General features: G+C 64.5%; 34 protein-coding genes. 25 read left to right on the forward strand and 9 right to left on the reverse strand.

Annotation, left to right across the window (positions count from 1 at the left end):
- Nucleotides 1–64: 64 nt before the first annotated feature.
- The 25 genes from VQ042_RS11645 (at nucleotide 65) to VQ042_RS11765 (ending at nucleotide 15,898) form a co-directional block, all read left to right on the forward strand.
- Nucleotides 65–514 carry a hypothetical protein gene (locus VQ042_RS11645; RefSeq protein WP_331819359.1) on the forward strand — a complete coding sequence of 150 codons (450 nt, stop codon included), beginning with the start codon at nucleotides 65–67 and terminating at the stop codon, nucleotides 512–514.
- Entirely contained in the window at nucleotides 514–768 is a 255-nt protein-coding gene (locus tag VQ042_RS11650; protein WP_331819361.1) for a hypothetical protein, read from the forward strand. Before VQ042_RS11645 ends, VQ042_RS11650 begins: the two co-directional genes overlap by 1 nt.
- Nucleotides 768–2,012, forward strand: coding sequence for a DEAD/DEAH box helicase (locus tag VQ042_RS11655; RefSeq protein ID WP_331819363.1), 1,245 nt, complete (start codon nucleotides 768–770; stop codon nucleotides 2,010–2,012). The genes VQ042_RS11650 and VQ042_RS11655 overlap by 1 nt, the downstream gene beginning before the upstream one ends.
- A 65-nt stretch (nucleotides 2,013–2,077) precedes the next feature.
- Entirely contained in the window at nucleotides 2,078–2,314 is a 237-nt protein-coding gene (locus VQ042_RS11660; protein ID WP_331819365.1) for a hypothetical protein, read from the forward strand.
- Between the two features lie 19 nt (nucleotides 2,315–2,333).
- On the forward strand, nucleotides 2,334–2,531 hold the full coding sequence (locus VQ042_RS11665; RefSeq protein ID WP_331819367.1) for a hypothetical protein: 198 nt from the start codon (nucleotides 2,334–2,336) through the stop codon (nucleotides 2,529–2,531).
- Nucleotides 2,532–2,650: 119 nt separating this feature from the next.
- Complete coding sequence (locus VQ042_RS11670) at nucleotides 2,651–3,016, forward strand: hypothetical protein (protein ID WP_331819369.1); 366 nt, start codon at nucleotides 2,651–2,653, stop codon at nucleotides 3,014–3,016.
- 79 nt (nucleotides 3,017–3,095) lie between these two features.
- The gene (locus VQ042_RS11675; RefSeq protein ID WP_331819371.1) at nucleotides 3,096–3,713 is read left to right on the forward strand and encodes a hypothetical protein; all 618 of its coding nucleotides are present in this window, start codon (nucleotides 3,096–3,098) and stop codon (nucleotides 3,711–3,713) included.
- A gap of 68 nt (nucleotides 3,714–3,781) precedes the next feature.
- Entirely contained in the window at nucleotides 3,782–4,024 is a 243-nt protein-coding gene (locus VQ042_RS11680) for a hypothetical protein (protein WP_331819373.1), read from the forward strand.
- Complete coding sequence (locus tag VQ042_RS11685) at nucleotides 4,021–5,289, forward strand: DUF2800 domain-containing protein (RefSeq protein ID WP_331819375.1); 1,269 nt, start codon at nucleotides 4,021–4,023, stop codon at nucleotides 5,287–5,289. Before VQ042_RS11680 ends, VQ042_RS11685 begins: the two co-directional genes overlap by 4 nt.
- A gap of 70 nt (nucleotides 5,290–5,359) precedes the next feature.
- Nucleotides 5,360–5,950, forward strand: a complete 591-nt coding sequence (locus VQ042_RS11690) for an ssDNA-binding protein (RefSeq protein ID WP_331819377.1) — start codon at nucleotides 5,360–5,362, stop codon at nucleotides 5,948–5,950.
- Nucleotides 5,951–5,952: 2 nt separating this feature from the next.
- Nucleotides 5,953–6,570, forward strand: coding sequence for an Nmad5 family putative nucleotide modification protein (locus tag VQ042_RS11695; protein WP_331819379.1), 618 nt, complete (start codon nucleotides 5,953–5,955; stop codon nucleotides 6,568–6,570).
- Entirely contained in the window at nucleotides 6,563–6,838 is a 276-nt protein-coding gene (locus tag VQ042_RS11700; protein WP_331819381.1) for a DUF2312 domain-containing protein, read from the forward strand. The genes VQ042_RS11695 and VQ042_RS11700 overlap by 8 nt, the downstream gene beginning before the upstream one ends.
- Before the next feature lie 108 nt (nucleotides 6,839–6,946).
- Nucleotides 6,947–7,351: a hypothetical protein gene (locus VQ042_RS11705; protein ID WP_331819382.1), complete on the forward strand. Its 405-nt coding sequence runs from the start codon at nucleotides 6,947–6,949 to the stop codon at nucleotides 7,349–7,351.
- A 130-nt stretch (nucleotides 7,352–7,481) separates the two neighbouring features.
- Complete coding sequence (locus tag VQ042_RS11710; protein WP_331819384.1) at nucleotides 7,482–7,958, forward strand: GcrA family cell cycle regulator; 477 nt, start codon at nucleotides 7,482–7,484, stop codon at nucleotides 7,956–7,958.
- Nucleotides 7,955–8,587, forward strand: coding sequence for a hypothetical protein (locus tag VQ042_RS11715; protein WP_331819386.1), 633 nt, complete (start codon nucleotides 7,955–7,957; stop codon nucleotides 8,585–8,587). Before VQ042_RS11710 ends, VQ042_RS11715 begins: the two co-directional genes overlap by 4 nt.
- Complete coding sequence (locus VQ042_RS11720) at nucleotides 8,584–9,330, forward strand: hypothetical protein (RefSeq protein WP_331819387.1); 747 nt, start codon at nucleotides 8,584–8,586, stop codon at nucleotides 9,328–9,330. The genes VQ042_RS11715 and VQ042_RS11720 overlap by 4 nt, the downstream gene beginning before the upstream one ends.
- Nucleotides 9,327–11,303 carry a DNA polymerase gene (locus VQ042_RS11725; RefSeq protein ID WP_331819388.1) on the forward strand — a complete coding sequence of 659 codons (1,977 nt, stop codon included), beginning with the start codon at nucleotides 9,327–9,329 and terminating at the stop codon, nucleotides 11,301–11,303. Before VQ042_RS11720 ends, VQ042_RS11725 begins: the two co-directional genes overlap by 4 nt.
- The gene (locus tag VQ042_RS11730) at nucleotides 11,300–11,476 is read left to right on the forward strand and encodes a hypothetical protein (protein WP_331819389.1); all 177 of its coding nucleotides are present in this window, start codon (nucleotides 11,300–11,302) and stop codon (nucleotides 11,474–11,476) included. The genes VQ042_RS11725 and VQ042_RS11730 overlap by 4 nt, the downstream gene beginning before the upstream one ends.
- Before the next feature lie 8 nt (nucleotides 11,477–11,484).
- Nucleotides 11,485–12,549: a tyrosine-type recombinase/integrase gene (locus VQ042_RS11735; RefSeq protein ID WP_331819391.1), complete on the forward strand. Its 1,065-nt coding sequence runs from the start codon at nucleotides 11,485–11,487 to the stop codon at nucleotides 12,547–12,549.
- Between the two features lie 147 nt (nucleotides 12,550–12,696).
- Complete coding sequence (locus VQ042_RS11740; protein WP_331819393.1) at nucleotides 12,697–12,981, forward strand: hypothetical protein; 285 nt, start codon at nucleotides 12,697–12,699, stop codon at nucleotides 12,979–12,981.
- Nucleotides 12,982–13,063: 82 nt separating this feature from the next.
- Nucleotides 13,064–13,708 carry a hypothetical protein gene (locus VQ042_RS11745; protein WP_331819395.1) on the forward strand — a complete coding sequence of 215 codons (645 nt, stop codon included), beginning with the start codon at nucleotides 13,064–13,066 and terminating at the stop codon, nucleotides 13,706–13,708.
- 340 nt (nucleotides 13,709–14,048) lie between these two features.
- Entirely contained in the window at nucleotides 14,049–14,294 is a 246-nt protein-coding gene (locus VQ042_RS11750) for a hypothetical protein (protein WP_331819397.1), read from the forward strand.
- 63 nt (nucleotides 14,295–14,357) lie between these two features.
- Nucleotides 14,358–14,501, forward strand: a complete 144-nt coding sequence (locus VQ042_RS11755; protein ID WP_331819399.1) for a hypothetical protein — start codon at nucleotides 14,358–14,360, stop codon at nucleotides 14,499–14,501.
- Nucleotides 14,502–14,698: 197 nt separating this feature from the next.
- Nucleotides 14,699–15,619, forward strand: coding sequence for a flagellin N-terminal helical domain-containing protein (locus tag VQ042_RS11760; protein WP_331819401.1), 921 nt, complete (start codon nucleotides 14,699–14,701; stop codon nucleotides 15,617–15,619).
- A 93-nt stretch (nucleotides 15,620–15,712) separates the two neighbouring features.
- Entirely contained in the window at nucleotides 15,713–15,898 is a 186-nt protein-coding gene (locus VQ042_RS11765) for a hypothetical protein (protein WP_331819403.1), read from the forward strand.
- Between the two features lie 84 nt (nucleotides 15,899–15,982).
- On the opposite strand, the gene VQ042_RS11770 is transcribed toward VQ042_RS11765, so the two are convergent.
- The 9 genes from VQ042_RS11770 to VQ042_RS11810 all read right to left on the reverse strand — a co-directional run bounded on the left by VQ042_RS11770 (nucleotide 15,983) and on the right by VQ042_RS11810 (nucleotide 21,167).
- Nucleotides 15,983–16,456 carry a hypothetical protein gene (locus tag VQ042_RS11770; protein WP_331819405.1) on the reverse strand — a complete coding sequence of 158 codons (474 nt, stop codon included), beginning with the start codon at nucleotides 16,454–16,456 and terminating at the stop codon, nucleotides 15,983–15,985.
- A gap of 86 nt (nucleotides 16,457–16,542) precedes the next feature.
- The gene (locus VQ042_RS11775; protein ID WP_331819407.1) at nucleotides 16,543–16,899 is read right to left on the reverse strand and encodes a hypothetical protein; all 357 of its coding nucleotides are present in this window, start codon (nucleotides 16,897–16,899) and stop codon (nucleotides 16,543–16,545) included.
- Nucleotides 16,900–16,902: 3 nt separating this feature from the next.
- Nucleotides 16,903–17,220, reverse strand: coding sequence for a hypothetical protein (locus tag VQ042_RS11780; protein ID WP_331819409.1), 318 nt, complete (start codon nucleotides 17,218–17,220; stop codon nucleotides 16,903–16,905).
- 21 nt (nucleotides 17,221–17,241) lie between these two features.
- Nucleotides 17,242–17,964: a peptidoglycan-binding protein gene (locus VQ042_RS11785; protein WP_331819410.1), complete on the reverse strand. Its 723-nt coding sequence runs from the start codon at nucleotides 17,962–17,964 to the stop codon at nucleotides 17,242–17,244.
- Between the two features lie 109 nt (nucleotides 17,965–18,073).
- The gene (locus VQ042_RS11790) at nucleotides 18,074–18,358 is read right to left on the reverse strand and encodes a hypothetical protein (RefSeq protein WP_331819412.1); all 285 of its coding nucleotides are present in this window, start codon (nucleotides 18,356–18,358) and stop codon (nucleotides 18,074–18,076) included.
- Nucleotides 18,345–18,671 carry a hypothetical protein gene (locus VQ042_RS11795; RefSeq protein WP_331819444.1) on the reverse strand — a complete coding sequence of 109 codons (327 nt, stop codon included), beginning with the start codon at nucleotides 18,669–18,671 and terminating at the stop codon, nucleotides 18,345–18,347. Before VQ042_RS11795 ends, VQ042_RS11790 begins: the two co-directional genes overlap by 14 nt.
- Nucleotides 18,671–19,366 carry a hypothetical protein gene (locus VQ042_RS11800; RefSeq protein WP_331819414.1) on the reverse strand — a complete coding sequence of 232 codons (696 nt, stop codon included), beginning with the start codon at nucleotides 19,364–19,366 and terminating at the stop codon, nucleotides 18,671–18,673. Before VQ042_RS11800 ends, VQ042_RS11795 begins: the two co-directional genes overlap by 1 nt.
- Nucleotides 19,366–20,307, reverse strand: coding sequence for a hypothetical protein (locus VQ042_RS11805; RefSeq protein ID WP_331819416.1), 942 nt, complete (start codon nucleotides 20,305–20,307; stop codon nucleotides 19,366–19,368). Before VQ042_RS11805 ends, VQ042_RS11800 begins: the two co-directional genes overlap by 1 nt.
- A 17-nt stretch (nucleotides 20,308–20,324) precedes the next feature.
- Nucleotides 20,325–21,167, reverse strand: coding sequence for a putative phage tail protein (locus VQ042_RS11810; RefSeq protein ID WP_331819418.1), 843 nt, complete (start codon nucleotides 21,165–21,167; stop codon nucleotides 20,325–20,327).
- Between the last annotated feature and the right edge of the window lie 5 nt (nucleotides 21,168–21,172).

Consider the following 21,172-nt stretch of genomic DNA (forward strand, 5'->3'; position numbering starts at 1 on the left):
GAGGACAGTGTTCCTATTATGTTCTGTTTTGCTGACGAAATTCATACCCAAGGATCCTAGACCCATGGCGCGCCTCGCTCTCGACCTCGGCACCACGACAGGATGGTGCGTCGGCACGCCCGGCGCGCACTTCTCTGGCGTATGGAGCCTGAAGCCGGGTCGGTTCGACGGCGGCGGCATGCGCTTCGTGAAATTCCGCGAGCGGCTCAACGAGATCGGCAGTGCGTACCGGCTGCACGAGGTCTCTTTCGAAGAGGTCCGCAAGCACCGCGGAACCGATGCAGCCCACGTCTACGGCGGTCTGCTCGCGATCCTCACCGAGTGGTGCGAGACGAACAGCGTCCCATACGAAGGAATCCCGGTCGGAACGATAAAACGCGCGTGGACGGGTAACGGAGCGGCCGGCAAACCCTTGATGATGGAAGCTGCATTCGAGCGCGGCTATTCCCCGTCGGACGATAACGAGTGTGACGCGATCGCGATCTTCTGCCTCAAGGAAGGGATCTGCATCTGATGATCATCGGGCGCATTGAAGGTGCCACGCGCACTCTCGGCAAGAGCCAGGGCTACCTTGGCCTGCCGATCCGCGACGTGCGACTGAATTGCAGCGTCGGCGGCGACGGCACGCCGGCCATGCAGACCGCATGGTTCCCAACGCCAGACGAGCTCGCGGCCGTCAATGCCGGCGCACCGATCCACCTGACCGTGCTCGGCACCGCGCACCCGCCGGTTATGCTGAGCACCGGCAACGTCCCCGACACCGACTGATGCCGGTCGCTATGCCCTACCAGCTGGCCGGCGCCGAGTTCTTGGCCGCGCGTACCGCAGCGCTGCTGGCCGACGAGCCCGGCCTCGGCAAATCCGCGCAGGCGATCATCGCCGCCGACACTGCCGGCGCCGGCCGGGTGCTCGTGATCTGCCCGGCCAGCGTCGTCGAGAACTGGCGCCGCGAGATCGAGATGTGGTCGCTCGGCCTGTTCGACTTCGAGGTGCTGAGCTTCGACCGTGCCGGCCAGGCGACCGCCGGCTTCGACACGCTGATCATCGACGAGGCGCATTACGTCAAGACCCCGACGGCCAAGCGCACGCAGACGCTCTACGGGCCGAAATGGGACCGGGTCGGCGGCCTCGCCGAGCAGGCGCAGCGCGTCTACCTGCTTTCGGGAACTCCGATGCCGAACAATCCGTCCGAACTCTGGACGCATCTTCGCGCCCTGCACGCCAATGCCATCCTGGCCAAGGGCGGCAAGCCCCGCACCTTCGCGCAGTTCGTCGGGAAGTTCTGCCACACTCGCGACAACGGCTTCGGCATGCAGATCGTCGGCGGCAAGAACCACGACCAGCTGCGCGCGGCACTCGACGGATTCATGCTCCGCCGGACGAAGGCCGAGGTGATGAGCGAGATGCCGGCACTGCGATACGCCGAGCTTGCGGTGCCCGGCCGGATCGATCCGAAGGCCCTCGGCGACGAGGCCGTGATCGTCCGCAAGGCGCTGGAGGAACACGGCGTTGACGGACTGAAGATGGTCGCCGGCCACGTTACCACCCTGCGGCGCCTCACTGGCGCGGCCAAGGTCGCGGGCGTCGCCGCGTGGGTGCGCGACTGGCTCGCCAACGGTGGCGGCAAGATCGTGCTGTTCGCCCAGCATCGCGACGTCCTCGACGGGCTTCAAGCCGAGCTCAAGCCGGCCTATGCCGTCGCCCGGGTCGATGGCTCGACGACCGATCGGCAGCGCCAGGTGGACGAATTCCAGCGCGGCGACGCGCGGGTCTTCCTCGGCCAGCTGCAGGCGGCCGGAACCGGCATCACGCTGACGGCAGCGAGCGACCTGGTCTTCGTGGAGTCGTCGTGGGTGCCGGCTGAGAACGAACAGGCTGCGCAGCGGATCCACCGCATCGGCCAGGATCAGGCGTGCCTTGTTCGCTTCGCTACGCTGGCCGGCTCGATCGACGAGGCCGTGCAGCGGGCGATCGCGCGGAAGATGAACGACATCGTGCGGGTGATCGGATGAACCGGCGACCGCGCAGCCCGAACTTCACGCCCTATGAGGACAACGTCATCCGACGGGACCGGCAGATGCGCGAAAACGTCAACGTGACGGCTCGCAAGCTTGGCCGGACGGTGCGCCAGGTGCAGGCGCGGGCCGGCCGTATTGGCGCCGTGAAAGGCGAAGCACCGAAGCGCGAGGTGTGCGTCGACATCGCACTGACGAGCGCGGAATACGACTGGTTCTACAGCAAGGCCGACGGGCTCCCGATCTCTGTCTTCTGCCGCCGCATCCTGCTCGCCGAATACCGGAAGGAGAACCCATGACCGTTCAGAGGGCAAAGCTTTGAAGACGCACCCGACGTTCGGCAACGTGGTCGTCACGGAACACGCTGTGACCGTGGAGCTAACGCTTCGGACCGTCAGGGATGGCCAGCCGGTGGCGATCTTCACCTATGCCGAGATCGCAAAGTTCGCGGGGTTGCTCGCTCAGATTCAGGCGCCGGCTCCCGAGGCCGACGACATCGGCGACATGCTCGCCTAGTTGTTTATCTCGTGTTTAGCATTTTTAGCATTGCTACGCGCTAATCGCTGTGCATAATCGGTCTGGCAGTCAACGCAGTCGCCCCGGAGCGCCGGGACAGGATCAGAGGAAACGAGACGATGGTCGATCGTGAGAAGCTCAGAGCGCAATACCTCGCCGAGGGGTGGGGCAAACTGGCTCTCGACGCCGGCTTTGATCCAGTCGACACGGAGTCCTCGGCTAGATCTGCATTCCGGTTCGCCGACGACAAGATCAAGACAATTGAGGCCGAGCGCCAGAGGCTTCTTACAGCGACGACAAACGCGGCAGCGTTGATCGGCGCAACTTACGAATGGCTCGCACGCGTTGAGAAGGCGGGCGGCGCAACTTCCATCGAGGGCGTTGCAGCCTGTCACGCCATGCTCACCAGCCTCAGGAAGAATGCTGACAGAACCGAGAAGCTCGTCATGGAGCCTCTACGAAAAGCGCTTGCCGAGTCCGCCTGACCTTTCGCAGGCCGGCGGCAGAGCGCCGGCTCACGAAACGCCAGCCGTTTCCTGCCCCCACAATCCGAGAGGAACCCCAATGATCCGCATCGAGATCACCGGCGACCAGCCGGCGGCAATCGGCCACCAGTTGACCGCCCTTGCCGCTTTGTTCGGCGTCCAGACGTCCAACGCCCCAGCGCTCGTCGAGTCGTTCGTCACGGGCGACACGGAGACGACAACCGCCGTGGACGACGAGCCGGCCCCGCGTCTGCGCGGCAAGGCCGGCGAAGGCCGCGCCCGCCGGACGAAGGAAGAGATGGCCGAAGACGAGGCGCTGGAGAAGCTGGCGGCTTCCGCTGGCATCGCGATCGAGGACGTCGACGCCAAGCTGGCCGAAGGCAACAGCCGGGCCGACGTGATCGCGTCGCTGGAGCGCGCGATCCGCGAGAACACGGACACGGCCGAGGAGCCGAAGGAGCCGGAAGCGGAGACCAAGGCCGACACGCCGCCCGCCGGCGACGTGTCGCGCGAGGACGTGCGCAAGGCGATCGTCGAGGCCGCTGCCAAGGTTGACCAGCCCAAGCGCGGCGACTTCGTGCAGAGCCTGCTGAACCCGTTCGGCGTCAAGAAGCTCGGCGACCTCCCCGACGAGAAGCTCGGTGCGCTGATGGCGGCCGTGACGGAAAGCCAGGGCGTCGACTCCGCGCTCGACTAGGTCCGACGCCACATCGGCGCGGCTTCGGCCGCGCTGCTTTTAGCAACTTTCGACAATGGATGTGCGAAATGGCCAAGATGGTGAAATGGGAGTGCGACGGTTGCGGCAAGACAGTCGAAAAGGCCGTCAGTCAATCTCCGGACGACTGGTCAGTCGTCACCGTCACGATGGCAGGCTTTCGCGGCTATCCTGTCGGCGATCTCGGCAACGGGCAAGCCGCGTATGATCTGTGCTCCGCCTGTCAAAAAGCTCTGGTCGAGCGGGCTGACCCTCGCCTCTGGCCCCGTTCAAAGCCGGAGGGGTCCAAGTGACCGCCCCCGCCGCTCACACCACCCGCGCCCACGCCAAGCTGGCGCCGTCCGCCGCGCACCGCTGGCTCGTCTGCCCCGGCAGCATTCGGATGTCGGAAGATATTCCTAATCGCTCGACCAGCTTCGCTAATGAGGGGTCGGCCGCACACGAACTGGCGAGCAAGTGCCTCACCGACGGCAAGGATGCGGCCGACTTCTACGGCTGGCTGATCAACGTCGAGCCCGCCGAGGGAAAGACGCCGTTCGATCCGCCGGAGAAGTGCAACGAGCCCGCCAACGGCGAGACCACGTTCGATGTCGACGACGACATGGCCGAGGCCGTGCAGGAATATCTCGACCACGTCCGTGGCATCTATGGCGACGCCGACGCGGCGCTGATGTCGGTCGAGGAGCGCCTCGACATGACCGATCTGCACCCGGGCATCTTCGGCACCGGTGACGCGACGGTCTTTGTCCACGCTACCCGGACGCTGCACGTCATCGACTTCAAGTTCGGCAAGGGCGTCGCAGTGACGGCCGACCAGAACCCGCAGCTGATGCTCTACGGCGCCGGCGCGGCGCGGCGGCATCACAACCTGCCGGTCGAGAAGATCGCCCTGCACATCGTCCAGCCCCGGGCCCCACACGGCGACGGCCGGATCCGCACTTACGAGACGGACGTCCTGGAGCTCCTGGAGTTCGAGGACACGATCCGCGAGGCCGCGCTTGCCACCGAGGCGCCCGGCGCGCCGCTCGCCGCCGGCGAACACTGCCGGTTCTGCCCGGCCGCCGCGATCTGCCCCGAACATCGTCGTCACGCGCTGGCCCTCGCCGAGATCGAATTCAGCGACACAGGAGAGCTCGTCTTGCCCGCACCCGAGACCATGACAGCCGAACAGATCGGCAAGACGCTGCACGCGGCGGACCTGATCAGCAATTGGATCAAGGCCGTCCAGCAGCACGCCCACGACCAGGCGCTCGCCGGCAACATGCCCGCCGGGTTCAAGCTGGTGGCCAAGCGCGCCATTCGGAAATGGAAGGAAGGCGACGACGTCCTCGACGTGCTGCAGATCGACTTCGGCATCGCCGAGGAAGAACTCTACGAGCGCAAGCTCCGCTCCCCGGCCAAGCTGGAGCGGATGTTCCCCGGCAAGAACGCCAAGCAGCGGCAATCCGCGATGGAGCCGCTCGTCATCAAGGAATCCAGCGGAACGAACCTCGTGCCGAAGGGCGACCCCCGCCCGGCCGTGAAGGTCGACGCCGCTTCCGAGTTCGGCGCCGAATAGCCGGAACACGCCGAGCCGGCGCGGTACATGACCGCCGGCGCATCCTCCAGTCTACAAGGACCAGACCACCATGGACGCTTTCAAGACCGCCAAGTTCCTCGACAGCACTGGCACCTACATGTCTCCGGCCTGCCGGATGATGTACGCCAGCCTGTTCAAGAAGGCGCCGACGGCGAAGGGCCAGACCGACGTCACGAAGTTCAAGTTCCAGATCACCATCCTGATCCCGGCCGACGCCGATATCTCGGTGCTGGAGGAAGCCGCCGAGGCGACCAAGCAGAACAAGTGGACGCCGGCAGCGCTCAAGACGAAGAAGGTCAAGCTGCCGATCCTCGACACGCGCGACGAGCCCCGGCTCGCCGAGTACGCAGAGGACTTCCCGCACATGATTCGGCTGAAGTCGAACACGCGCCCGGGCGTGAAGACGAAGGCCATGGCCGACGTCAACGAAGCCGACGAGCCGGACGAAATCTACAACGGCCGCTGGTGCCGTGTGACGATGCAGCCGTTCGCCTACGAGGTCGAGAGTGCCGGCGTGTCGTTCGGCCTCGGCAACGTCCAGCTGCTCGACCACGCCGACAAGATCGCTGGCGGTGCCGTTGCGGCCGAGAGCGAGTTCGAGGCCGTCGGCGAGGACGAACTCGAAGACATGGTTGGCTGACGATGGCCTCCGCAAAACTCACCACGACGGTGCGGGACACGATCACGTCCCGCATCCTGCGGTATCGGTTCGGCGGCGATGTCGCCCAACTGGTTGCCGATCGAAAAGCATTCGCCGAGGACTGTTACGACGCAGTCTACGACGAAGGCACCCGCAAGAAAATCCGCGGCTTGCCCAAAGGCTGGCTCCCGACTGCCTGCGATATGCTGCTGCGCTTCGGTGCCGAGATGGACCGGGTCCACTTCAACGGGCACGGTAGCCTCGGCGGCCTTTGGTCCCTTGTGGAGAAAGCGGCAGACGAAGTGCATCGACCGCTGTTGGCGAAGCACACTCGGAACGCCGTTGTCGCGATCTTCGACGCCGATACAGAAGTCGCCGCGCAGCACGCCGTCTTGCTGGACCGGCGAAATGAACTCAGCCGGCAGGTGAAGGAGGCTGAGGGTCAGATTCGCTCAGTGGTAAACTCCGTCACCACGACAGGGAAGCTTCGCGAAGTTTGGCCCGAGATTGGCTCGTTCCTCGACGATTTCGAGGACATCAAGCTGTCCCTTCCCGCTGTGCCGGTGAAGGAGCTGAACGCTATTCTCGACCTCCCAGTGGAGGGTGCGGCCGATGTCTAAGGATCCGGGCATCGGCCACAACAGCGCGGACGTCCATGACGTCGCGCAGGATCAGCTCCGGTCCTTCGTCGAACGCATCGAGCGGCTTGAGGAAGAGAAGCAGACGATCGTCGACGACATCAAGGACGTCTACGCCGAGGCCAAGGGCAACGGCTTTTCGACCAAGTCACTCCGCGTGGTGATCCGCCGCCGGAAGATGGACGCCGACAAGCTCGCCGAGGAAGAGGCGATCACGGAGCTCTACTTGCACGCGCTGGGAATGATCTAACCGAACAGCGTGAGCAGACCGCCGGCGGGGCGACCTCCTCCCCGTCTCGCCGGCGGATTAGCAACTTTCGACATTCTGACGAGAACAACAGTCAACACGAGGCCACCCATGGACGCGCTAGACCTCACCACCGCCGAGACCGGCGCACTTATTCAGGAACTGCAGGAGCGCGGCGCTGAAGGCGTGAACCTCGCGCCCTTCTGCGAAGAGGAAGACCTGATCGCCGAGTGCAAGGCGAGGGACATCGAGGTCTACAACCCCGACGAAGACGGGCCGCTGCTGAAGAACGCCAGCGAGGAAGATATCGGCGAGCGCATCGAGGAACTCAACTGCTACGGCATCCTCACTGACGAGCGCCAGCGCGACCACTTGGCCGAACTGATCATCGAGGGCCGGACGAACGACGCGCTCGACCTCCTCTGGCAGATCGCCCCGGGCGGGATGTCGCCCGCTACCGTGAAAGGGATCGTCGCATGTCGGCAGGCCGAGACGCTGAAGGGGATGCTTTCGTGAGCGCCGCACCTAGCAACTTTCGCCTGTTAGAGCGGGCTATTTTGGACAGTCGCTTCACCGAGGCGGCGGCGATCGCGTCGGCGACCGGGCTGAACAACCTGGCACGCGTACTTCGCCGGAGAGCGGGAAATTGAGCTGGTCCGACGAACGTATCGCCGCCGCATCCCGGCTCTGGATCGACGGCAACAGTGCCGCCGTGATCGCCGGAGAGCTTGGCGTCTCTCGGAACGCCGTGATCGGCATCTCAAACCGAAAGCGCGCGCTATTCCCGCGGCGGCGGACCGTGACCACGGCGCGGAAGGCGCCGCCCGAAGCAGCGCCAAAGCCGACTAGCCAGCCGGTGCCGAAGATCAGCCGGCCGCCCGAGGTCGTCGCTCCTGCCGAGCCCCCGCGGCGCACGGATGCTTTCAGGCCGCTCGCCGGTCGGGCGCCGGTGCTGCTCGCCGACGCGCAACCTTGCGGGTGCCGCTGGCCGGTAGAGCCCGACAACGCACGCGACCCGCTCCACAGTGTGACGCTGCACGTCTGCGGCGCACCGAAGCCGGAAGATAGCGGGCCGCACTGGTGTGCCGCGCATCGCGAGATCGGAAAGGCGGTGCGCGCATGACCGCCGCCCTCCGCGTCCTCGTCGCCTGCGAGTTCTCTGGAATCGTCCGGAACGCGTTCCTCGACCGCGGACATGATGCGTGGTCCTGCGATCTCCTCCCGAGCGATGACGGCAGCAACCGGCACATCCGCGGCGATGCTCGCGATCTTCTCGACGACGGCTGGGACCTGCTCATGGTCGCGCATCCGCCGTGCACCCGCCTCTGCAACAGCGGCGTCCGCTGGCTCACCGCGCCGCCGGCAGGCAAGACCCGCGAGCAGATGTGGGACGATCTGGAGGAAGGCGCCGCGCTGTTCTCGACGTTCTGGAACGCGCCGATCGAGCGCATCGCCGTCGAAAACCCGGTCATGCACAAGCACGCGAAGGCGCGGATCCGGAACTACGCCGAGCCGGCGCAGTCGGTCCAGCCGTGGCAGTTCGGCCATGGCGAGACCAAGCGCACCTGCCTCTGGCTGAAGAACCTTCCGGCGCTCGTCCCCACGAACGTGGTTGAGGGCCGCGACCAGCGCGTCCACCGCATGTCGCCGGGCCCCGATCGGTGGCGCGAGCGCTCCCGGTTTTTCCCCGGCATTGCCGAGGCCATGGCTGACCAGTGGGGCGGCTACGCCCTGCAGGAGATGGCAGCGTGACCCAATCACTCGGTGTCGGCGACCCGTCTTTCGGGCAGACCATAGTCGTCCATTGCCTGGCGGATGGAGGTACAGATAATTTTCACCCTATGTCGCATCGCGTGAATCTTGCGCCGATCCTCCGGGTCGAAATTCGACAGGAATACATCAGGGAAAAACATGTCGACGAGGCTTTCGGGCGGGATCTCACCATTCACGATTCTTCGGAGCTCGGCGGCAGGTCCTTCTATGTCATCTACGACAAGGTCTGCAGCCTGTTCGAAAATACGGCTATCGATCGTATCCGCTATGTTTACCTCGACGCGCCGAAGGCGGTCCTTGGCACTCGACCGTGCGTTACCGAAGCCGGAGATGTCAAAAAACGGATATCGCAAGAGGCCTATTTCCGCTTCCAGCTTCCCTACAACTCCACTTTCAGCTCGGCGGAGCACGGTTCTGGATCGCCGCAACTGAGTCTCGAGAACATCGAGATGCCTGCGATTCTGATCGGCACTATCTCTTCGCATCTGCTGGAGCGATTTGTAGGCGATGGATGCCGCGTAGAGCGCACCAATTCCCCCAGCCCATCCGCTGAACGCGCCGATCGTCTCCCTCAGCCATTCCAGCTGCGCAGCGGCAAGGATAAGCGCGCCGACTGCAAGCCCGGCGGAGAAACAGGCGCCCCCGGTTACCATCTTGTTCCGCCGTTTTTCCATACCGGATCGACTAGCACACGCGTGACGATCTGCGGGAGGGCCGCATGACCGCCCTCCACATCGATTTCGAGAGCCGCAGCACCGTCGACCTGAAGAAGACGGGCGCATTCGTCTATGCCGCCGACCCGACGACCGATCTCTGGTGCGCCTGCTACGCCTTCGACGACGGCGACGTTCTGACCTGGCGCCCGGGCGAGCCGTGCCCGGACGACATCGCCATGCACGTCATCGAGGGTGGCGAGCTGCACGCCCACAACGCGGCGTTTGAGGCGATCCTATGGGAGCGCATCCTTGGCCCGCGCTATGGCTGGCCGGTGCCGGACCCGACGCAATGGCGCTGCACAATGGTGCAGGCCTACGCCCTCGCCCTCCCCGGCTCACTGGAGCAGGCCGCACCGGCCGCCGGGCTGGACATCGAGAAGGACAGCGCCGGCCGCCGTCTGATGCTCCAAATGGCCAAGCCACGGAAGACGGACCCGCTCACCTGGTGGGATGCGCCCGAAAAGGTCGAGCGGCTGATCAGCTATTGCAGGATCGACGTCGAGGTCGAGCGCGAGCTGGGCAAGCGCCTCCGCCCCCTGAAGCCTTCGGAACTCGACCTCTGGCACCTCGACCAGCGCATCAACGGACGCGGCGTCTACGTCGATCGCAAGCTCGCCAACGCGGCCAAGCGCATCGTGAAGACGGCGGCCGAGCGGCTCGACAAGCGCATGGCGGCCGTGACGAACTTCGCCGTCAGCGCCTGCTCGAACCGGAACCAGCTGATCGCATGGGTGCGCGAGCGAGGCCTCGACGGTATCGAGAGCATCGCCAAGGACCAGATCGAGGAGCTTCTGGCTCGGGACGATCTCCCGACCGACGTGCGCGAGGCGCTGGAGATCCGGCGCCAGTCGGCGCGCGCCAGCGTCGCCAAGATCGACGCGCTCCTGAACGGCACCGATGCCGACGGCCGAGCGCGCGGGCTCCTGCAGTTCCACGCGGCCAGCACCGGGCGCTGGGCCGGCCGCCGCTTCCAGCCGCAGAACATCAAGCGCCCGGACCTCGAGGACGTAGACAGCGCGATCGACATCATAGGCACCGGCGACATCGACCTCGTCGACATGCTCTACGAGGATCCGCTCAACGTGGTCGCCGACTGCCTTCGCGGCATGATCCGCGCCGCCCCGGGCCGCAAGATCGTCGCGGCCGACTACGCGAACATCGAAGGCCGCGTTCTGGCCTGGCTCGCTGGCGAGCGGTGGAAGGTGCAGGCCTTCCGCGACTTCGACGCCGGCGAGGGCCCCGACCTCTACAAGGTCGCCTATGGCCGGTCCTACGGCATCGCGCCGGCCGACGTGACGAAGGCGCAACGCCAGATCGGCAAGGTGATGGAACTGGCCCTCGGCTACCAGGGCGGCGTCGGCGCCTTCGCCACGATGGGCGTGAACTACGGCGTCCGGCTACCGGTACCCGAGGTCGAGGCCATCCGCGACGCGTGGCGCGCCGCGCACCCGGCGATCAAGCAGTTCTGGCGAGACATGGAAGACGCCGCGATCGAGGCTACGCAGACACCCGGCCGCGTGGGCAAGGTAGGCGCCGTCATCGCGTTCAAGCGCGTGGGCTCGTGGCTGTTCATGCAGCTACCGTCGAAGCGGTTCCTCGCCTACGCCTATCCGGAGATCCGCACGAAGGAGATGCCCTGGACGAACGACGACGGCTCGCCGGTCTACAAGGACCAGCTGAGCTACATGGGCGTCAACAGCTACACCCGGAAGTGGGAACGCGGCTTCGCGTATGGCGGCCTGCTGGCCGAGAACGCGACGCAGGCGGTGGCGCGGGACGTCATGGCCGACGCGATGCCGCGGCTCGAGGCCGCCGGTTATCCACTGATCCTGTCGGTGCATGACGAACTCGTCACCGAGCCGAAGGCTGACCACGGCTCCGCAGCCGAGATGGAAGCGATCCTCTGCGATCTGCCGGAGTGGGCGGCGGGACTCCCGGTTGCGGCTGAGGGGTTCGAGGCCGAGAGGTATCGGAAATGACCGGCCGCCCGCTCAAGGTCACGCAGAAGCAGGTGACGGCGATCCTCAAGGGCGCGGCCGCCGCGGGCGTCAATTACGAGGTCCGGATCGAGAACGGCGTCGTGCGGTTCGTGCCGTGTGACGCGCCGCAGGAACCACCGCAGCTTGACAGCAAGCCAAACTGGTACCTCTGATGTCAGTTATGCCGCGCCCTCGCCTTCCCTACACCCGCCGTGAAAAGTCCCGCCACGGGAAATACGTCTGGTACTTCCGCAAGGACGACGGGCCGCGCGTGCGGCTGCGCGGCGATTTCATGTCGCCCACATGGAAGGAGGACTACGATCGTGCGCTGTCCGGCCAGGTCGTCGCGCCACAGCAGAAGCAGGCCAAGGGCACGCTCCGCTGGCTCGTCGAGCGCTATCTCGACAGCGCACCGTTTCTGACGCTGGCGCCGTCGACCCAGCGCATGCGGGCCAACGTCCTGAAGAGCATCGTGAAGACCGGCGGCGACGCGCGCCTCGGCGAACTGACGCGCCAGACGATGGCTGCCGGACGCGACCGCCGGGGCAAGACGCCGTTCGCGGCGATAACGTTCCTGAAGACGATGTCGCAGCTGTTCGATTGGGCGATCGATGCCGGGTACATGACGCACAATCCGGCCAAGGACGTGAAGCGGCCGAACGCGAAGACCGAAGGCTTCACGCCGTGGACCGACGATCACATCCTCGCCTACTGCCAGCACTATCCCGTCGGCACGCGCGAGCGGCTCGCGATGGACCTCATGCTGTTCACCGGCCTCGCCCGCTCCGACGCGATTGCGGTAGGCCGGCAGCACGTCAGGGAGGGCGTGATCGAGTACCGGCGGACGAAGACCGCGGCGCCGATCTACATCGCGATCCTGCCCCCGCTCCAGGCGTCCATTGATGCCACACCGACGGGTGACATGGCTTTCCTCGTCACCAGTCGCGGTGAACCGTGGGGCAGCGCTGCCAGCTTCGGCAACACGTTCTCCGACTGGTGCCGCGCCGCCGGCCTGCCGGTGCGCGCCCACGGCCTGCGCAAACGCATCGCGACCATCATGGCCGAGGGCGGCGGAACGCAAAGCCAGCTGAAGGCATATTTCGGGTGGTCGAGCGATTCGATGGCGGCCCATTACACCAAGCGGGCCGACGCTCGCGCCATGGCAATCGCGGCCTCGAAAGGCCTAAACGTGAACAGCCTATCGCCGCACCTAGATTTTCGACCGCCGCACCTAATAATTAAGTGAGCGAAAACAGGGGCTTACGCGGCTAAAAATCGGAAGTGGCGACCCCGGCAGGATTCGAACCTGCGACCATCGGCTTAGAAGGCGGGTAGAAGCCGAGTTCCGACGGTCTATGTTCCGACTTTCCGCCGTAGCAAAAAGGGTCGCAACATGACGAAAGTTGGAACGTTCAGCCCATGGTCAGGCGATGCCGTCCAGCCACAGGATGATCCGGCCGCGAGGTTCGCGCTGGAGCACGCCGACACGCGGGAGAAGGCGATTGCCGAGCTCCGGGGGATTGCGGCCGAAACCGACCCGGCCGTGGCGCGATCCGACAGCGCCCAGGTCATCGACGAATTGCTGCGCGCCATCGGCTATGGTGACGTTGCAGACGCATGGAACGCCGTAAACAGCGTTCCGAGAGTTAGCCGGCAGCCTCTGCACCAACCCCCGTGATGCGTCTCTCTCGCAGATGCTACAGCTTGGTCAGATTTCCCGTGCAATGCTGAAGACCGGGACACTTTTTCAGGATTCCAGCATGGCAGTCGGTCACACGTGTTCGAAGTTCGCCGGTAATTTGCGTGGTGGTCTGACAGCTGTGGGCATAGTCGCTCTCGGGCTATGCGCGGTTTGGCAACCCGGACCGGCCGAGGCTGATACTCATTCGTCTGATCAGGCAGTGTTCGTTTTTGGCGGTGCGCTTGTAAATGATGATATGGCAGCGACCGCCAACCTCTTCGGCGCCGATTACGAGGACAATTTCCTAGCCGGCGGAGGCTATCAGAACTTCCTTTTCAGAGACCGTCTCGGTTTCCACTACGGATTAGAAGTTGGCGGCGCGGCACGCTTCGGCGACAATACATCCGGGGAAATATGGAGCGGTATCGTCCTGCGGCATGAGGGAGTGCCGGTCGCAGATACCCTTCATTTCTCTCCCTCGCTGACCGTCGGTTTGAGTGCGGTCACGGAGACGGTCGGGCGCGAGGCACGGAACGAAATCATGGATGACGGCGACGCTACGCTCCTCTTCTATCTCGGGCCTGAGATCAGCGTCTCCGGATCTTCAGCGCGAGAGACAGAGTTCTTCTGGAGGCTGCACCATCGTTCAGGAGCCGGCGGAACGCTGGGGGACATGCGCGGCGCCGCCAATGCCAACGTATTTGGCTTCCGCTCGCGCTTCTGAAGCGAACTCCTGCAGGTCTTGATCAAGGAAGGTCTGTCACAGCCATGGCCGAACGACGGGAATCGGTGGTGCCGGTAGAGCCATCTCCAGACCCGCACACGATCGACACGCTCGGCAAGCTGGCCGACAACGAGATGGGTCTCGTCTGGTATTGCAACGACTGTAACCGGAAGCTCGGGCTGGACCTAGCCGGGGCGATCCACCTATGGGGCCGTGATCAGGCCTTCGTGGGGTGGAAGCCGCCTATCGTCTGTGTCGACTGCCGAAGCCGGAATGTGTCGATGAGGGTTCAGGCGAAAGTGCCGGGGCGACGAGGCGTAGGTACAAGGTTCGAGAATCCATGATCCGTCGTCTGCTGGTACGCATTTTCAGGAGCTCTGTCGGATCCAGGCATGAAGCGACGGCGCTCGTCGAGGTTCATGGTCCGCGGCGGGCATGGATCGTCGCTAGCGATATGCATCGACTGGCACAGGTGGTCGATGCTGAAGACGATGGCCGATACTGGAACAGCGTCATGTGGGAGATCGAGCGGCAGACCGGGTACCAGCACCAGCCTGACACGGCGATGCGGATGGTCGAGCGTTGAGCCGTGTGGACGTTCGGGCTTTATTGGCAGTCCGAATGACCGAGCCGGCCTCGAGAACTGCCCATGGAAGACACCGCCAACGACCTGGCCGAGACGCGAACGCATCGGGACGCTGAAACGACGAAAGGCCCGGCCACCCACGAAGGGCAGCCGGGCCGAAGAGTGTCGAACTGGAACCCTGCGGTCGCCACATTGCAGACGGCCTAAGTTGGCCAGTGAAACGCGAATCGGACTAGTGTATTCTGTTAACCATCCCGTTTAACAGAATTGAAAAGACGCCTTCCCTACATTCGAGGAATAGCGGACCAACCTCAGTGGTTGGAGGCATGATGCCGTCTTCGTTATACCGGTAGAATCCGGAATGTCCCCCCCCTGTTCATTTATCTGCGTTACGGGACACCACGATGACCTCTATCAATACGAACGTTTCGGCGATGACGGCTCTGCAGAGCCTGTCGATGATCAACAGCAGCCTCGACCAGACCCAGAACCGCATCTCGACCGGCTTTCGCGTCGGTGCCGCTTCGGACAACGCCGCTTACTGGTCGATCGCCACCACGATGCGTTCGGATAACAAGGCGCTCGGTGCCGTCGAGGACGCTCTTGGTCTTGGCCAGGCGAAGGTCGACACGGCCTATACCGGCATGAAGGCCGCCATCGACGTCGTGGACGAGATGAAGTCCAAGCTCGTCGCGGCGCGCGAGCCAGGCGTCGACAAGTCGAAGATCCAGTCCGAACTCAAGGAGTTGCAGGGCCAGCTGTCCTCGATCGCAACCTCCGCATCGTTTTCCGGTGAGAATTGGCTGTCTGTCGACAGCGGCGCTGCCGGCTATACGGCAACCAAGTCCGTCGTTTCGTCTTTCAATCGCGCGGCAGACGGTACGGTGTCCGTTTCGACGATCGACATCGACATCACGAGCACCGAACTTTTCGATGCTGCCGATCAGACCGGTGTGCTTGACGCGACGTTCACGACCGGCGGCGTGGGTGCAGCCGTGGTCTCGGTGAGCACGCTCGACATCACTACCGCCGGACTCGATGACACGGACATCGACTCTATGATCTCCGCCGTCGACACTGCGGTTCAGTCGATGACAACGGCCGCATCTAACCTCGGCGCCGCCAAGAACCGCATGGACATCCAGTCGGAGTTCGTCTCCAACCTGCGCGACTCCATCGAGAAGGGCGTCGGCACGCTGGTGGATGCGGACATGACGGAAGAGTCCACCCGGCTGAAGGCTCTGCAGACGCAGCAGCAGCTGGGCGTCCAGGCGCTGTCGATCGCCAACAATTCCTCGCAGTCGCTGCTGTCGCTCTTCCGCTAAGACGCGGCATTTCGCCACTGACATGGACGGGTCCGGCCTTGCGGCCGGACCTTTTCGCGTCGAACCAAAGGGCCACAGATCGTTTCAGCCAGAATGCCGGCACAGTTCGCGGTCCGGGGCGGCATTGAACCGTTCCCAATCCCCTGCGTTGCCTATTGCGATCAACAGCGGGTGCGGCAGATGTTTTTGTTTTTCTCCAATGGCATCGGCTGCATGGGCTCGATCATTATCTCCATCATCCTGAGCGTTCTGGTGATGGCCATTCTCGGCGTGATCTGAGCCGAAAAAGACAAGCCTGTGGCGCCTACCAAGGTACCGACGGTTGAGGCATGACGGGGAGCCGATGGCTTCATTCCTGCGGTGCTACGTCGCCCAGCTATCTCGAGCGGCAAGCTCCTTGCGCAGTTCGGCGACCTCCTCCTGCAGGCAGTCCACTTTCCGCGTCAGATCGAGGATCGTCTCCTGAAGGTGCACCTCTCGATTGGCCGCCTCCGCGAGTGCCGTCCGTAAGCTGATGCCGCGGTCGAGCTCTGACTCGTACAGCTGCCGCATCCGAACCACCTCGGACTTGATGTCGAGATAGAACGCCTCACGCTGCCGCACCATTTCCTCGCGCTCGGCTATGCGGGATTTACGCGCCGCCAGCAGCTCGGCCTGGTGCTTCGCGTCCCTGCGCATGAGAAGCCATTTGGCCGCTGCGCCGACTGCGATGACTGTTGGAAGGATTGCCGGGAGGGCGGTTACGAGGTCGTCAAAGGATACATAGGGCATCAAGCGCTGCTCTGTCCCGGCCTTGATTTCGGAGGTGGAGCGGCGCGGGGCCGGCGCGTTCGGCACGGGTCACCCTGGCGCCGCCGACAGCGCAAGCACGGCGATCACTACCAGACCGGCAACGGTGCCCCAGAACGCCACGCTGAGGACGCTCACGGCTTCACCTTGTCGATCTGCCGCTGCAGATGCGGGACGACGAGATCGGCGATCTTGCTGTCCGACAGGCCGAGCGTCTTGACCGTGTCGGGCACGGACGCCTTCACGTAGGCGATCGCGGCACCGGTGGCGTCCGACGTGACTGCCGGCATAGTCCGTGAGCCCCCTGCCCGTGCGATGGCCGTCAGCGCCGCGTTCTCCAGCGCCGACTGCAGAAGCTTGGCCCGCGCCTCGTCTTTGATGACGTTGTTGACCTTCAGCCAGGCGATGGCGGCAGGAATGGCGATCGTCGTCAGCACCGTGGCGAGCAGCGGGAGAATGACGGCGAGCGTGATGTCGATGGCGTTGTCCATGGATCAGATCTCCTTTTGCGCGAGGGACTGTGCCGCCAGCACGTCGGCGTAGGCTGCGGACGCAGCGGCCAGGGCGGTGGCGGCATCGGTGGGCGGGTCGGCGCAGATGCGGGTGACGACGAGATGCGCGTTGCTCTCGGCGGCGATCAGCTGCGGCGATAGCGCCGCCTGCTGCGCCAGGACGACGAAGGCGGTGTGCGCCAGCGGCTCGAACTGGCAGATCCGGGCAAGCTGCTCCGACACCGGAACCGGGATCTGCGGATTGACCGACGTGCATGCGGAGAGAGCGGCGGCGCAGGCCACCAACGCGATCGGCTTCATGGCCGGGGTCCTTTCGGGAGGTCAGAGGCGAGCGGCCTGGACATGCATCCAGTCGAAGTTCCGGGCGCGGCCGAGCGACAACCAGCCCTCGTCCTCCCAGCACTTCCAGAACGGCAGCGCGTCCGCCTGAGAGAGACGGGCGCGAGGCGCCTTCCATTTCAGCTGATTGCGGATCGGGTCGAAGTCGATCGCGATGCCCCACGAGTGCATCGAATAGGCAGACCCGCCGCGCATCCGGCGCACGTTGAGCGAGCCCCCGAACAGGTGGAGGCCGAGGTCTTCGCGCTCGCGGGTGGAGTAGATGCCGGCGAGCCGCTGGAACACGCGCTCGGCCGATTCCGCGACCTTCTCGTGCATCGTGATCCGGCGGATGCGGACGCTCTTGTCCCACGCCAGAACCATGTCGAACGGGATCTCGACCCGTGTCTGCCGGGTGCCGACGGCGCCATAGAAGCTCGTCACGTCCCGCTGGCGCGGCCATGTGTTCTTGACCGTTCCGGGTGCCTCATCCAGTTCGATATCGCGGTCTGGGAGATCCGCCATCGTCGCGGGCGATACGGCAGATGCGGAAGCCCGGAGCGCCTTGACCACCTTCGGGTCGGCCGTGCCGTCTGCCGTCAGGCCATGTGCCCGCTCGAATGCCTTGAGTGCGGCGAGCGTGACGGGGCCAATGATGCCGTCAATCGCGCCACACGGGAAACCGTGGGCGGTCAGCCGGCTTTGCAGCCACTGTTCAAACGTCATGGCGATCTCCGGTGATCACAAGGAAAGGCCCGCCAAGCGATTGCCGGGCGGGCTTATGAAAAAGGCCGCTCACGGCGGCCGTTGGAAGTTCTTGGATGCGGGGGGGGGGCTAGAGCGCCGCGCCAAGCCGGAACAGGTCGTCAATCTGAGCGTGCGTCATCTCGAGCGCCACGCGGCCCTTCTCGATCACCGCATTGTCGCGCTCGATGACCGTCGCATATTCCCACGCCTCTCGCTCTTCCTCGGATAGAGTGGCGACGAAGCTTTTCACGTTGGCGTGCAGCCCAGCGGCGCGGAGCGCCTTGCGTGCCTGAAGCGGTGTCATGCTGGCTGGGATAGATGCCCGCGCTCTGTCGTCGGCAGTGATGATGATGGAGGGATCAGGCGTCCACATTGGCGGGCTCCTCGGGATCGGATGGCAATGCGATCACACCGTCTTCGCTGACAGTGATCGGCTCGGGGAACGCGACGCCGAATGAAGGATTCGGCCCGTGCGGCAGGATCACAGCCACATGCACTTCGCCGTCGATCCGCTGGACCGGCCCGACGATCCAGTCGCAAGGAACGGCACCGGCTGGAATCGTGTCGCCGTCCTCCAGCGTGTTGAAGTTGAACAGCTCGCCGTTGATGCGAAGCCGATCGCCTGCGGTCTTTTCGAGCGTCGGAACCGGATCGTCGCGGCGTTGAGGGAAAAGGCTAATCCGCATCAGAACCACCTTCCAAAAGCGATCGCTTGAATTGCCGCAGCATCACCCGACTGCGAATTGGCGGCGCGAAACCCCGTCGCAGTCGCCGATAGAGTTTCACCGGAGTCGACTGTAAAGACTGTACCGCCGCCGCTGAGACGGCGCGCACGCGCCGTCGCTACTGGTGCCGATGAGAAGGCGGCGGGAAACGTCCAAAGCGCCTCATCGGAAATGAAGATGCTCCCGTTCGGGCCGTTGATGGTGGTGCTCGTCAGCGTATGCCAGCAGATCTGCGTCCCGTCGGCGAAACGCACATATTGACCATTCGCATTCGACCCACGCTCGATGATCGCGCCTGTCGGAATGCCAGCGGCCTGCGAGACGCTTCCGACGATGGCCTGCATGACCGCCGATTCCGTCCCGGTCCAGCGGACGAACGCGCCATTGGCGCCGGCCAGTCCGGCCAGAGCGGAAAGCTGGGCATCAGATGCCTGCTTCCCGCCCAGCGCTGCCGCTGTGGCATCCGAGATGGGTTTGTTGGCGTCAGAGGTGTTGTCGACGTTGCCGAGGCCAAGCAACTCGGCTGTGAGCAGCGACAGCACCTCGCCAGCCGAGGCCGTACCGAGACTACCATCCTTCCAGGCCAGCAGGAGATCAGAGAGTGCGGGGACGACCGGGGTGAGTTCGCCCGGCGTCTTGATGGGAGTGTCGGACATCAGGCCGTCACCGTCATGTTCATCTTCAGGCTGCTCGCGTCGTCCGACATCACGGCGGTGCGCAATCCGTAGCGGTCAGCTACGATCTGCGTCGGCGTGGAAGACTGGCTCACGACAGCGCCATCAATCCCCTGCGCTGCCACCTTGAAGTCGGCGTCGTCGACACCTCCAGACTTCTGCGCAAGATGAAGGCTCTTCGTTCCGGGCGTGCGAGCCCAGTTGTAGCTGTCGGTCACCGAGAAGGTCGCGAAATTCTGACCGGAATAGCTGGTGTTGACGCCATCGACGATCTTCGAAAGCTGCAGCCGATCCTTGTTCGCCAGATTTGTGATCGTCGCGACGTTGGAACTGTTCGTCACCACCCGCGCAACCAGCATATCGTCGTAGGTGGAGTCGAAGGCGGCGTCTTGCTCGGGCAGGGCACCGGCATTGTAGGCCGCATCCTCCGCGTCGGTCAGACTGAAGCCGGCGCCATAGGCCCAGCGGCAATGATAGGTCTTGTTCGCCAACGTCTCGAAGGTGCGGTCGACCTCCGGATAATCCGACGTCGACACGGGATAGATGCCGCGATGCTGGAACGTCACCGCCGCCGGCACCAGGATGGTTCCGGCGCCGGGCGACGAGACATTCATCCGGCCGTCTGCCGTCTGGATTTCCGGAAAGATCGGCAACCTGGATCGCGCCATCAGGAGAGTGAGAAATTGCGAGACGTCGCCACCGCCGGTCGCGGCGTCGATCAAAGTCTCGATCGCCTTGCGGACCTGCTGCAGATCGTCATCCGCCGGGACGATGCCGGCATATTCGATCAAGTGGACAAGCTCTCGCATGTCCTGCTCGACCGCCTTCGCGGGCGGGATCGAGCCCTTCGTGCCCGTGACGCGGTTGCCGTCCTCGTAGGACGCATCGGGGTCGAGCACCCCGAACGGCTGCTGGTATTTCATCGCTTGTCCTCGAGGTTCTAGGAAGTGGGCAAGGCCGGGGCGACGATGGCGAAACCATCCTCCGTGCCGAGCACGAAGCCGTCGCCGACGTCGATCAGGTACGGCAGCGGCCAGCCGCCATAGTTGAACACAGGATAGGTCCAGCCCGGCGCGAGAGCACGGAACACGCACTCCAGCGTTTCGACGCCCTGGAAGTCGAGCAGCCGGTCGATGCCGACCTCGTCGATGCCGACCTCGAACTGCGTCACGCCGATGTCGAAGACGTAGATCGTCCACTGCTGGTCGATCGCGGCGTTCGACAACTCGTCGATGCCCCCACAATCGGACACGCCGCACTCGAAGCCGCCCGGCAACTCGATGGCGATCGTGTATCCGAGGAAGGCGGCGAGCCGGACGAAATCCTCCACAGTGATCGTGCCGTCCGACGTCACCTTGGCCTGCAGACGATGCAGCCGTTGCGCGAGACTCTGTGTCTCGGTGACGCACGGATCCGGCAAGCCCCATTCGGCCTCCCATTCCGGCAGGCTCGCGTCGACCTTCTGGATGCGGCCCTCCTGCGTCATCTGGAAGGCGCGGCGATAGAGATCGCCGAACGGCGCGGCGAGCGCCTGCATGGCGCGGCCAAGAACCGAACCATCCGGATCCACGAACGCATGACCGTCCGGCGTGCGCCAGGCCGCGCCCTTGGGCGCCAGCGCAATCAGGATGTCCCGCAGCGTGTCGTCCGACGGGTCCGACAGGGCATCGCGGGTGTCGACCGTCGCCATGTCCGCGACATTGCTGCAGTCGACGAAGATCACCGGCGAGCCGTCGAAGGTTCGGAACAGGTCGTAGGCGGCATTGACGTAGAAGGTCGACATCGGCG

Source organism: Aurantimonas sp. A2-1-M11 (assembly GCF_036549475.1).
Taxonomy (GTDB): domain Bacteria; phylum Pseudomonadota; class Alphaproteobacteria; order Rhizobiales; family Rhizobiaceae; genus Aurantimonas.